The sequence below is a fragment of the Maribacter sp. genome (assembly GCA_020629415.1).
Taxonomy (GTDB): domain Bacteria; phylum Bacteroidota; class Bacteroidia; order Flavobacteriales; family Flavobacteriaceae; genus Maribacter; species Maribacter huludaoensis.
In genome coordinates this window covers 17916-32125 of record JAHDDL010000004.1, presented here as the reverse complement: position 1 = coordinate 32125, position 14210 = coordinate 17916, and the positions used below count along the sequence as shown (strand labels likewise).

The following is a 14210-nucleotide window of genomic DNA, read 5'->3' as shown; positions in this document are numbered from 1 at the left end:
CGTTCGTGACATCCGAGGTGCCCGATACCGTATCGGGACCGCCGACCATAGTTCCGGAGGGCAGCACGATGCCGGCCGAATCATTTTTCAATTGGTTAGAACAACCATCTGTTTCATCGACTATAATTACTTGCAAATCAAAAACGGTAGCACAACCATTCGCTGTAGTCATCACAAATTGCCCTTGATTAGAAATATCGATTAAACCGTCATTTCTTTTTGGATTGCTCCCTTGAAATACTCCGGTATCTATTTTATATACATAGCTTTCACTACCTCTAGAATTGAATGTAGGTCCGTTTTCTTGAGGAGTAGTAATATAATATTGATTGCTTGGAGTTTGAGCCCTAAGGTAAATATCCACACCTTCTTCTATACTTAATGCATTTCCTGTTTGCCAATTACCATTGATGCCTATACGATATTGAGCAATGATATCTTCAGTAGTACAGATTACAACATCTGGATTACCCGTATTGATACCCTGTTGATAATATTCATTTATTTCAGATTCACCTAACACTTTATTGAAGACTTTAAGCTCATCAATTTTACCGTTTATTTCATCGGTTATACCACTTCCATTAGCATAGCTTGGCAATTCAGCAGCAATTCTCTCATCATAAAAACCAGAAGATGTAAAATGCGATTGTAAGCTTCCATCATCTTTAAAAGGAATGGTACCACTTAATTCTTTCCATGCAATCAATTTACCATTCGCATAAAGTTTGGCGGTGTTACCATCATAGGTTGCCGCCATATGTACCCAAGTATCCATTGGAGCACGCCCAGCATAAAGATCTACCGGTCCGTTATTGGTTACAAAGGCCCATTTATATAATGTGTTATGAAAGCCAAAAAATAAGGTACTTACATAATCATGGCTAAAAAGACCTACGTTTGCTACTTTTCCAGTTTCGGGTATAGTACTACCGGCAGAATTTCTATAAGCCCAAGCCATAACCGTTATTTGTTCATCCAACGATTGTAAAGATGCTGAACTAGGAATATCGATCAACGCATTACTGCTGTGTTCAAGACCATTGAATTCGATAGCGCCACCAATAATGCCAGATGTCCAACTATAATTTCCAGCATTAGCTACTGGGCTTCCTTGATCATCGTATTCAACAATAGATGCATCGTTACGATATATACTACTATCCAATGCATTGCTTCCACTTACATCCTCAAACTGCATATCAACAATTAAATTTTCATTGGCTATTTCCAATGAAAGGGCGGAACCAATTTTAATGGTAGCGGCTTTGCTTGGTACACCATTATGGTCAAGGCCAAATAGCATGTAGTATCCTGGAGGCAAAAGCTCTCTGTTCGGAATAGTTATATTGTAAGTACCATTTCCCGTAAAACTAACCGGAATTCTTCTTTGCTCGTTATTTGTTGAATGGGTAGCAGCAGAAAACCGAACAAGACTAAACTCAGTGATTCCTGTACTAGCCGTAACCGTAATGCTTGAATTATAATCTGAACTTTCCGGAGCATCGAAAATGATAGGTCTTACAGCTAAATCGCCTGAAGAATCAAATAAATAAGGAGGGCTATAAATCTCGGCACTAAAATGGTTGTTACATCCATTTAAGAGATTATCACAAAGACCGCCGCCACCAACAAAAACGCGACCGTCCGTCATTAAAATGGCCACGCTATGATAGGTTCTGGCCTCCTGCATCTCCGCAACGGTTTCCCAAGTACCCGAACCCCCGTTTAAAGACGGTGTATAGAGTTCCGCTACATGACGAGCGCCCACATCTGTGAATACTGCTCCCCTATCAAGACCACCGGTAACTAAAACTTGACCATTGGGCAAAACCGTACTATTATGCATTGTTCTACTTTCAGACAAATGGCCTGCACTAATAACCGTTGGTGATTGAGGATAGGGTACATCTATATCTATAACATATGAATTATTTTTTGCTGGCGTAGTACTATTGTAACTCTCACCATAAGAAGTGGCACCACCAACTTTTAAAATTTTACCAATGTCGAACATTACGGTAGTCCCTTTCATTGAATATGTATCATCTGCCCTAAATCCTGCAGAACTTATAGAGCCACCCGGCACATCTAAATCTATCCAATGCATTTCTTCACTAGGACCTGCATGAAATAATTTTCCATTAGGTGCCGGCCATAGCCAAACATGATTATCTACCCTATATAAAGGGTTTGTTTGGCTTTCCAAATTAAGATCATTAGAATTATAGATACTTTCACCAGTGATGCCAGGAAGATTGATCCATCCAGATTCAGGAGACCATAGTTCGGCTGCTTTGCCACCATTATTACCGGCACCATTACTCCAAGAACCGCCAATGGTAAATACCGCTCCATTAGAAAGTGTAACATTACCTTGATAACCACGTGGAATGTTCATGTCGGCGGCACGTGTCCAAAGATTGGTTTTAGGATCGTAAATACTAGTACGTTCGCTCGTAGTACCACCGGCAGATAGTATACGTCCATCCGCTAGATTATTAATACCAGGACAAAACATATCATGATCCGTATCTGTCAAGGTCATACCTAAAGCACTTCCTAATCCATTATTACCGCTAGGATCAAATAGTTCTGTATATGTATAGCCATCACCTATTTCATCAAAAGTATTAGGAAACTGGGAAGACCATGTTAACAGCCTACCATCCGGAAGATTTGCCACAGCTACAGGAACAATTTCAAATGGAATTGGGTTGCCCCATTCACCAACTTCATTTAAGGCTTGTGAAAAACAAGAGGAAATATAAAATAAGAAGATAAAACTAATTGAAAAACGCCCCCAATTTGAATGATATTTACACATATTGTTCTTTTATAATCGGGGAATTACAAAAGAAAGCATAGTATTTAATTATTGTATTTTTTTATTATAAATTATCGATGAACTACACTATTACACGATGAACAAAAAAAATCCCCGCAGAAGAACTGCGAGGATATATAAATTATTCTAATTGAGTTTACTAAAAGTGTTGACAAAGTTTTACGTATTTAAAACTTCCACCATTTTTTAACAGATTTTCCATAGCCATAACCATATTTACCACCATAACCAAGGTTAGATTCTTTTACATCATTGACAACAAATGCCAGTCCTTTTAACTTACCTTGATCCCATAGGTTGATCGGATACTCCAATACTTTTGTTTCAGTAACCCCAGCTCTAGTTACATATATAATATGATCTGCAAGGTCTGTTATCAACATAGTATCGGTAACTACCATTATCGGTGCCGTATCCACAATAACATAATCATACATTTCAGATACTTCGGACAATAAGGTTTCCATTCTATCACCCATTAATAACTCGGCAGGGTTTGGTGGTATTTTACCCGAATAAATAACATCAAAAGTAGTTGAATGCACTAACATTGAGTTAATGATATCTTTAGTTTGAATCTTGGGATCATGAAGATATTCAGATAAACCTATATCTACATTACCCCTTGAACGTCCACCTATTTTATCTACATCTTTCTGTGCAAAATACGTATATAATTTAGGGTTTCTAACATCACCACCTATTAATAAAACCTTTTTATTAGTATTGGCAAAGATCATTGATAGGTTAGAAGATATAAATGTTTTACCCTCACCAGGGACACTAGAAGTCACAAAAATAACATTGTTCTTTTTGTCACTTTTAGACTTTATTAAATAATCTAAGTTGGTTCTTAATATTCTTAGAGACTCGCTAAGTACTGAACGATCATCAGTCTTAATTAACATTTCTTCTTTACGCCCCATCTTAGGAAGTTCAGCCAAAATAGGAACTTCATTGATTAGTTTTTCCAATGATATCTTGTTATGAATCTTATTATCCATCAATTGGTTGGCATATATTACAGAAAAAGGCAATAATAAACCTACAAACAAAAATGCTAAATACACTTTAGGTCGCTGTGGAGAAACTGGCGCATCGCCCACCTGATAGGCGTAATCGATAACCTTTGATTTTGGAGAACTAGATGCAAAAGTAACTTGAGACTCCTCTCTTTTTTGCAATAAGTATAGATAAAGAGATTCTGTAGTTTGTTGCTGTCTTGTAATATCCCTAAACTCTCTTTCATTTTTAGGAGCTGAATATATTTTAGAGTTAATTCTAGACATCTGGCTCGACAAACTATTTACTTGAAGACCCAGATTACGTTCCATACCGTTTAAACTAGATTTCATACTTTGTTTTAATCCATCCAGTTGTTGGTCTAAATTAACAATCATGGGGTTTTGTTCATCGGCACTCTTAAGTAATCTGTTTCTTTCTAAAACCAATTCATTATACTTTGCCGTAGTATTTGCAATAGTTGGATCGGAAAGACCAACATTTGAAGGCAATACCTCATAGCCGGTTTCAGAATTAACATATTCTTTCATACCACTGGCAATATTCAATTGCGTTTTGGCATTTTCCAATTCTTGTCTATTGGCCGCCCCAACATTTAAAGCTATGTTTGCCTCGCCTTGTATATCGGTTACACCTTTAGACGTTTTAAAATCTTGTGCAGTTTGATCGACAGTAGTTAAGTTGGAAGAAATTTCCTTAATTCTTTCATTGATAAAAGTAGAGGTTTTATCCGCTATTGCCTTTTTATCAATTATGGCATTGTTGTTATAAGTAGCAATTAAATTATTCAATATATCTTTTGCTTTTTCTTGATTTGCATCTTCAAGTGATATATTAAGAATATTTGAAAATTCTGTAGCCGGACTCATCACAATCTTATCTTGATAAGACTCTGCAACCATATATAAAGGACTAACCGAAACTCTTATCTGGCTATCTTTATAATTATTGAAATAAGGTAAATTGGGCGTAATTACAATATCACCAATCTCCGTTGGAATATTTTTTCCATAAGAGTAAATTTTAGAAGGCGTATCTCTATCCAAGCTAAAACCGAATGTTGTTGAATTTGAGATTTCTACAAAAAACTCTAATTTAGAATTATTTACAATAGAATCATTTTCTAAAAAGTTAACCTTAAATGGCTTATTCGAGTATATTTCCCTACTCTTTACATTACCCAACTCGGTCAGAACAACATTCAAATCTAAATTATCTACAACTTCGACCAAATTTGAACGAGACCCTAAAATCTCCAATTCATCTTCAACATTATTTTGACCTTTACCTAAAAAGTCCAAATCTGAAAATACCGATAATTCTGACGAAGCAGATTTATCCTCAAGAATTTGAATTTTTGCAGCTGCCTTGTATTTAGGTGTAGCATAACGTAAATACAAAACCCCAAGCATTAAAAAGAAAATGGCCGATAATAAAAACCATTTCCAATGTTTAGAATATCCTTTAATCAGGTCTGACAGATCAGAACTATCTCCTAGAGAAATTCTTTTATTTTTTTCCATAAAATTAAAAAGTAATATTATTACCTAGTTAGTACCAAGACTGTAGATGTAATCAGTACAGATGCTATAGACACCCAAATTGATGCACGATTATCCAATGCAGAAGAAGTAATTGCAGATTTATTTGGTTCAACGTAAACAATATCATTTTGGGTCAAGTAATAAACCGGTGAGTTCAAAGATTCTTTTTGTGTCAAATCTATTCTGGTATAAACCTTCGTACCGTTAAAATCTCTTATTACCATAACGTTTTGGCGTATACCCTTAATTGTCAAATCTCCTGCCAATCCAATAGCTTCCAATACAGTAATCTGTTCTCCATTAACAGGATACGTACCTGGTCTAGCTACTTCTCCTAGAACAGATATGGTAAAGTTCTTTAATCTAATATTGATGATAGGATCCTTTAAATAATTACTTAATTTTTCAGTCAATAGTTGTTTTGTTTCTTCAGGAGAAAGACCAACAATTTTTATAGCTCCAAGTACAGGGAAATCAATATCTCCATTTTTATCAATGATATAATCTAATTGCTCCGGACGAAAACCACCTTCTTCAGCACCTTTAAATAAATTAAACGGCATACTGGCCTGTGGATCTAAAGTAGAAACATTTATACTGATCACATCATCTATCTTAAACTTATTGGTGTGTGAATTATCTGAAACTATCGTCTCATAATCACCGGCATTTTGAAAATAAACGACATCTTTTTTAGATGCACAAGAAACTAAAAGTAAAGAACTAATGATAAATAAACTGCAAAGTTTAACTACTGATTTTCTGATCATGTCTAGATTGTATAATAAAAAGGTTGATTAACTATTTAAGATTTTACGATTTTTAATGCTGGCGCCATTTCTTCATTAGTTTTGTTCGCATCATCATGCTTACATAATTCTGAATTATTTGACACGAACTCTGGTACTATCTTCTTCATTAGAACCACTGGATCTCCTGCAAAGAACATATTGGTAATACATAATTCATCAATTCTAGTTCTAATTAATGGATAATCCAAAGCTCTTACCTTACTAATTTTTATTTTTTTATGATAAGTTGGCATCGTACTTTCTCCATTGGCCAAAAGTTCTTCATATAATTTTTCGCCCGGTCTTAATCCGGTAATCTTAATATCAATATCCTCAGGGTAGTTCAGCCCAGATAATTTGATCATATTTTTGGCTAAATCAAAAATCTTAACAGATTCACCCATATCAAAGATAAAAATTTCTCCTCCCTGCCCCATTGAACCAGCTTCAAGAACTAATTGTGAAGCCTCAGGTATGGTCATAAAGTATCTTGTAACATCTTTATGTGTAAGTGTAATTGGACCACCTTTTTCAATTTGTTTTCTAAATAATGGAATTACAGATCCGTTAGACCCTAGAACATTACCGAATCTGGTGGTAATAAATTTTGTTTTGCCTTCTTGTTGCATACAGCTAATATACATTTCGGCAATTCTCTTACTAGCTCCCATCACATTAGTTGGGTTCACCGCCTTGTCCGTAGATACAAAAACGAATTTCTCCACTCCATGCATGATAGACAGGTCAGAAATATTTTTTGTTCCGGCAATATTTATTTTTATAGCCTCATAAGAATTGTACTCCATTAACGGCACATGCTTATATGCTGCGGCATGAAATACCATATTCGGTTTATGTTCTTCAAAAATTGAATTCAATCTATTTTTATCTCTAACATCGCCTACAATAGGAATAAAATTATGAAAGCCATTTTGTTTTAGCTCCTGTTGCAAATCATAAAGCGCAGATTCCGCTTGATCAATTACAATTAACGACTTGTAATCGTAGGTACAAATTTGTCTAACCAGCTCGCTACCAATAGATCCTGCACCACCTGTAACCAAAACGGTTTTGTCTTTAAGCTCATTGGCTATTTTACTGTTATCTATATTGATCTGTGCCCTATCCAGAAGATCTTCAATTTGCACTTGCTTAATTTGTGATACTTTAAGCTCTCCATTTATCCAATCTTCAACAGGTGGAACTATTTTAACCTTAACAGGATAATCAACCAATCTCTCAACCAAAATCCTCAATTTCTTTTGTGAGATTCCTTTATTGATGGAAAAAATAATTTCACTGATGTTATTTTTCAATATGAATTCCTCCGTTAGAATTCTTCTACTAAAAACATCAATTCCGTTTATCTGCTTACCAACCTTTTTATTATCATTATCAATGTAACCTAAAACTCTAACTTTGTTTACCGTATTCTGGGTCAAAGCATTGTGTGTTAAGATACCAGACTCCCCTGCACCATAAATAATCACATTCTTGTGAGATTTTATGTCCTTGGTCAATACGGCATTGTACATAGACTTAAATGCAAAACGTGAAGCCGTTAAACCTATAAAAGAAAGTAAACTATATATAATTATAATGGAAAGAGGTATGGTGAAGTTTTCAAAAATGTTCAGCTCCTTATTGATCAACACCATGGTTATCAACAAAATACTTGACAAACAAACGGCATTAAATATATTATAGACATCACGTACACCTGTATGTCTTATAACACCTTTGTAGGAACCAATGATTAAAAATGAAATTGCCGTAATCAAGCAAACTACCGGTAATTGAACCAATAATTGATTAACGTCAAAGTTGAATGTCAAATTAAATCTTATACAATAAGATAATATAAAACAAATACCGATCATTAAAATGTCAATAGCAAGAACTATCCATTTAGATGCAAATCGATTTATATTATTAGATAAGTTAAAGTAGGTCATTATGTTGTTTTTTATTGGACTTGTGGAATACGAATATAAAATGGGATTATTTCAAAATAAAAAAAACCTATTTAAATTCGTTTAATTCGCATTTATCATCGTCTAACAGATTGATAGGTTAGAAAATAACATGGTACTACCATTAATAACTTTGCTTTAATTACTGACAATCAGGCAAATTTACTAAATCCATTCTATAAACGAATATTCTCCAACTATATTTCATAAAAGTGACAAGTAAGTTTTTTCTACTTAAGAGGACTAAAAAAGACTGACGTACTTAATCGACAATTTGATGGATTTCAGCGTTTTGTTCGTTCAATTCGTATATACAAAAGTATCTTTGTTATAACAAAAGTGTCCCCGGAATGTAACTATATTAGATTCTACCAAAAAAATGAAGCGCATACAATTTTACAATTTATATATATTAATATTTGTTTTGTGTTGTAGCTCAACAATGCAATCACAAACACGAGGAGAAGTTGGTGAATGGGGAGACCCTATTCCATTTGGGATTGTACCTGTTGCCGTGGCAAACCTACCTGACGGAAGATTAATAACCTGGTCATCTCAATTCCGCAATACATTTATTGAGATTGGTGATGGTATGACGTATACGGAGCTTTTTGACCCTAATGCTAATGGCGGACTTGGTCAAGCTCTTGGTGAAAAGGTAACACAAACAGATCATGACATGTTCTGTCCTGGAATAAACAACCTTGCCGATGGCCGTATTTTATCGGCAGGTGGTACTACTAGTGAACGCACAAGTATTTATGACCCGTTAACAGGTGTTTGGTCTCGTGCTGCGGACATGAATATTCCACGAGGCTATCAGGGCAATACTACACTATCAAATGGCGCTGTTTTTACAGTTGGTGGTTCTTGGAGTGGAGGAGCTGGTAACAATGGAGGTAAAGCAGCGGAATTATGGACACCGGAATCTGGATGGATCAATCTTCCAAATATTTCAGGAGAGGACATCTATACTGCCAATGACCTTGGTCTTGAAACGCAGAGTAACCCTTTATACAGGGTAGACAACCACGTTTGGTTATGGCCTGCTCCTAATGGCAAACTATTTCATGCGGGTCCTAGCGAAGAGATGCATTGGATAGACCCAGATGTATCAGGCGGTGATATTACCTCAGCCGGATTTAGGGCTAATGACTCCTATTCCATGAAAGGCACAACAGTAATGTTCGATATTGGAAAAATCTTAAAAGTTGGGGGTGCAACATCATATGGTGAAAGTTCTACTACAACCACACCTGCTAAAAACAATTCATTTGTTATCGATATAAATGTTCCTTACGGAAGCCAAGCTCAAGTAACCAGTGCAGGCACCTTAGCGGAAAGCCGCACAATGCACAACAGCACGGTTCTTCCAAATGGTCAAGTTTTGGTTACGGGCGGCCTTGATAGAGGCGCCGTTTTTACAGATGTAGGTGCTCGTTATGTAGCGGAGCTATACACTCCTTCCTCAAGCGGGGGTTCAGGAAATTGGGAAACGGTAGCGGCAATGCAAGAGGCAAGGACATATCATAGCGTTGCTATATTAATGACCGATGGCAGAGTATTCGTAGGTGGTGGTGGACTTTGTGACGGTACGTTGGATTGTGAAAACCACTTCAGCGCGGAAATTTACAGCCCTCCATACCTATTTAACAGTTCCGGCAATTTAGCATCAAGACCCGTTATAACCAATGTTATGGGTAATACATTAGGCACAGGACCTTACAACAACCCATTAGTAGATTATACGGATGTTTTACAAATAAATACCGATGTTTCAGTGGAATCATTTAGTTTGGTAAGATTCTCCGCAGCTACCCATTCAACAAATAATGAACAAAGAAGAATTCCTTTAGCTACAACTCCCGGCACTAGCCATAATTTAACAATACCGGATAGAAATCTTTTACCTCCAGGTTACTATATGCTCTTTGCGCTTGACGCAAATGGCACTCCTAGTGTTTCAAGAACATTAAGAATAGGTACTGCCGAGCCATTACAAATAACAAATACGAATTTGGTGGTAGACATGAAGTTCGATGAAAATAGTGGTTCCACAGCAACAGACGCAAGTTCTTACAATAACAACGCTAACATTGTTGAGCATGATGATAACGGAAATATTATAACAAATGGCGGTAATTACAATTGGACAACAGGAATTATAGATGGTGCTATAGAATTCAATGGGCTTGAGCATAGTAGCAATGCTCTCATAGATATCCCTAGCTCCCCTTCTTTACAAACCTTGGACGACCAAATAACCGTAATGGCATGGGCGTATAGAAATTCTGCAGGAAGTACAATACCTGATACCGGAAAGGTTGCTAACGTTGGACTGTTCAGTCACGATTATGTAAGTACCCTATTTTTTGGCTTTCATAATACCATGTACAAATGGGCATTTATAACCAATAACGGTCCAGTGGATCTTTATGCCGGTCGTGCCCCTATGGACACTTGGGTACACATGGCAGCTACCTATGATGGAAGAACTGCAAAACTCTATGCTAATGGCAAATTAATTTCTTGGAAAGAACTTAGTGGTACAATTCCTTTTAAAGATGATGGCAGCCTTCAGTCACACTTTACATCTTCAGGTTTTTACGATGAAAGGTCAGCTGCAAATTTACCTAGTTATGCAAACGGCAGTGGCATTACCGATGAGATTAACGGTAAAATAGATGAGCTTAAAGTATTTAACAAAGTACTTGGAGAGACTGAAATCTACGAATACTATCAACAAGGAATAAATACAGGTAACCCAGAAGTAGTTAATTGCAATGAGGGCGATATCATAGCACAGTACCGCATTGGAGAAACAGGCACTTGGCTTACCGGAAATTCGTTAACGGTACAAGAAGGTGGCGACATTTACATTAGAGCAATAACAGCAGGTAATCAATATTATGTAACTACCCCGCAAGAAAATGGACCTACGTTCAATTCTGGAGGAAGTGCTTCTTACGAGTACCGTATAGACACTGATGTTTTTCCTTATGGTAATCCTGAAAGAAACAACGGGTTGGTAGATATAACAAATCAAGGCCAATTCGTAATGACTACAGAACAAGGATGTACAGCGGTTTTTGATTTAAAAGTAACAGTAATCGATGAAACGGACGGTTGTCCAAACCAATTGATTAATGAGGACAGTGCTATAACCCTACCAAAAGGAACATCTAGCCAAGTTGAAATTGCTGTTGGCTCACCAGATAATACTAATGGATCGGACTGTGCACTTAGATTGGTAAATGTTGATAATGGTGAACTTTATGCTAGACATGAAATTGAGCTAGATTTAACAACTTTAGGCATAGCTGCCGGTAATGAGATACTTGTTTCCCTAGACGCAGATGGGACAGATGGAATACCTAGAATTGAAGTAAACCAAAACAATCAAACAAATTCCGCACTTATAGACCATACGTTCGGTTCAGGCTGGACAAATTATGAAGAAACCTTTATTGTACCTAGTGGCATTTCTACACTGAATATTTGGCTTTATACGAATTACGCTTCCAATAACCCTGGAACTGTATTTTACGACAATCTTTCTGTAATAAATTTATCACAAAATGGAGGAAATACTCCACCAGTTGCAGCCATAACTGCTATACCGACTAACGGTAGTGCTCCATTAGAAGTTAATTTTAATGGTTCCAATTCCACTGATGATTCGGGTATAGCATCATACAGTTGGGACTTTGGAGATGGTACAACTGCCACAGGTGTAAATGTTGACAAAACTTTTATCTATTCTGGAACATACAATGTAGTTTTGACTATTACCGCAAATGATGGTGGTATTGATACTGAAACTATAGAAATTACTTCTAGCGGTGCCCCTATTGCTAATATTGTTGCGACACCTCAAACAGGAGATACACCATTAGATGTATCATTCAACGCATCTGGTTCCTCTGGAGACAATGCTATCGTCTCTTATGCCTGGGATTATGGAGATGGAACAATGGGTTCTGGAATAACTTCGACCCATACTTATACTTTGGTTGGTAATTTTACTGCAAAACTAACTATAACAGATTCGGCTGGTTTAAAGGACACGGAAAACATTTTAATAACGGTAGAAGCACCATTGAACAATGCACCAACTGCTGTTGCTAATGCCACGCCACTAAATGGCGAAGCACCGTTAGAAGTGAGTTTCGATGGTTCTGGATCCATCGACGATAATGGTATTTTTTCTTATTCATGGAATTTTGGCGACGGTACTGCAATTGAAACTGGTGCGGTAATATCACACATCTATACTGATGAAGGTACTTATGAAGCTATCTTAACAGTTACCGATGCCGAAGGATTAATGGATACGGAAACATTAGAAATTATAGTTTCACCAAGTACTGTAACCAACTCAGCTCCTATAGCTGCAGCAACAGCAAGCCCTATGACGGGTACCGCGCCACTATTAGTTGAATTTGATGCTTCAGGCTCAACTGACGATGTTGCGATAGCCTCATACTCTTGGGATTTTGGCGATGGTACTACCGGAACAGGTATAAATCCTTCCCACACCTATACCGCTATAAATACCTTTACTGCCACATTAACTGTAGTTGACTCGGAAGGGCTTTCGGATTCTGCCACCATTGAAATAAACGTAACGCAACCTGTATCGGGAAACACACCTCCTATAGCCATGATGACGGCTACACCTATGAACGGAGAAGCTCCATTATTGGTTGAATTCGATGCATCTGGATCTTCTGACGATGATGCGATAGCCTCATACTCTTGGGATTTTGGCGATGGTACTACCGGAACAGGTATAAATCCTTCACACACGTACACCTCCATAAATACATTTACCGCTACATTGACAGTAATTGATTCGGAAGGACTTTCGGGCGCTACAACTATCGATATTATCGTAACACAACCCTCATCGGGCAACATGCCTCCTATTGCCATGACAACTGCTACTCCTATGAACGGAGAAGCTCCTTTGTTGGTTGAATTCGATGCCTCTGGGTCTTCTGACGATGATGCCATTGCCTCATATTCTTGGGATTTTGGTGATGGTACAACGGGTACGGGAATAAATCCTTCACATACCTATACCTCCGCAAATACCTTTATAGCTACATTAACAGTAGTAGATTCGGAAGGACTTACGGATACTGCCACCATAGATATCACGGTAACGCAAATCTCCTCAGGAAACAACCCTCCTATTGCTATGATTACGGCTACGCCCTTGAACGGAGAAGCTCCATTATTAGTTGAATTTGATGCCTCAGCTTCCTCTGATGATAATGAAATCAGTTCATATTCATGGAATTTTGGTGACGGATCTTCACTAGGCACAGGAATACAAACGTCACATACTTTTGAAACAGAGGGTATTTATAATGTAATTTTAACCGTAACCGATACAGAAGGTCTTACCGATACTGTTGACCTTGAAATTGTTGTCACTAACGGTCAACCTACCAATATAGCACCAACAGCATTGGCAACTGCCGACCCATTAAATGGGGAGACACCTTTACCGGTAACTTTTGATGCATCTATATCGTCCGATGATAACGCAATCACCTCGTACGTATGGAATTATGGTGATGGTACAACTGGCAATGGAATAACCACTACCCATACCTTTAGCACACCAGGCACCTATGAAGTAATATTGACAGTTACAGATGAAGAAGGGCTAACGGCCACAACCAATCTTACAATTACTGTTACAGCACCAAATACAACCCTAAACAATGTAGATTTAAAGGATATTAAAGTATACCCTAATCCTGTAGGCAATGAAAATTTAAATATCAACCTATCAGATTTTATGAACGAATCTATAGCTTTAGGTTTTTATGATTCTTACGGTAAATTAGTATTTCAAAATATTGTGAATGAAGATCATCCAGAAGAGATTGCAATTGACGTTTCCTTCTTATCTGACGGTTTATATTTAATTGAAATTACAAGGGTAGAAACAAATGAATTCACCTACAAAAAGATTATAAAAGGCAACTAAATCATTTAATTTCTTTTAACAATGCCG

Annotated in this window: 5 protein-coding genes; 1 reads left to right on the top strand and 4 read right to left on the bottom strand. The window is 37.0% G+C overall.

The window, feature by feature from the left end; translation table 11 throughout:
- The 4 genes from QZ657_RS02795 to QZ657_RS02780 form a co-directional block, all read right to left on the bottom strand.
- Window positions 1-2827 (bottom strand): galactose oxidase-like domain-containing protein (locus QZ657_RS02795; RefSeq protein ID WP_291964844.1); only part of this gene is annotated, 2827 nt, incomplete at its 3' end.
- Between the two features lie 188 nt (window positions 2828-3015).
- A complete protein-coding gene (locus tag QZ657_RS02790) occupies window positions 3016-5394 on the bottom strand; it encodes a GumC family protein (protein ID WP_276473062.1) in 2379 nt (792 codons plus the stop codon).
- A 20-nt stretch (window positions 5395-5414) separates the two neighbouring features.
- Complete coding sequence (locus QZ657_RS02785) at window positions 5415-6185, bottom strand: polysaccharide biosynthesis/export family protein (RefSeq protein ID WP_291964842.1); 771 nt, start codon at window positions 6183-6185, stop codon at window positions 5415-5417.
- Window positions 6186-6220: 35 nt separating this feature from the next.
- Window positions 6221-8161, bottom strand: a complete 1941-nt coding sequence (locus QZ657_RS02780) for a polysaccharide biosynthesis protein (protein WP_291964840.1) — start codon at window positions 8159-8161, stop codon at window positions 6221-6223.
- A gap of 460 nt (window positions 8162-8621) precedes the next feature.
- Here QZ657_RS02780 and QZ657_RS02775 point away from each other — a divergent pair, with 460 nt between their 5' ends.
- Window positions 8622-14183: a PKD domain-containing protein gene (locus QZ657_RS02775; protein ID WP_291964839.1), complete on the top strand. Its 5562-nt coding sequence runs from the start codon at window positions 8622-8624 to the stop codon at window positions 14181-14183.
- The last annotated feature ends 27 nt before the right edge of the window (window positions 14184-14210 follow it).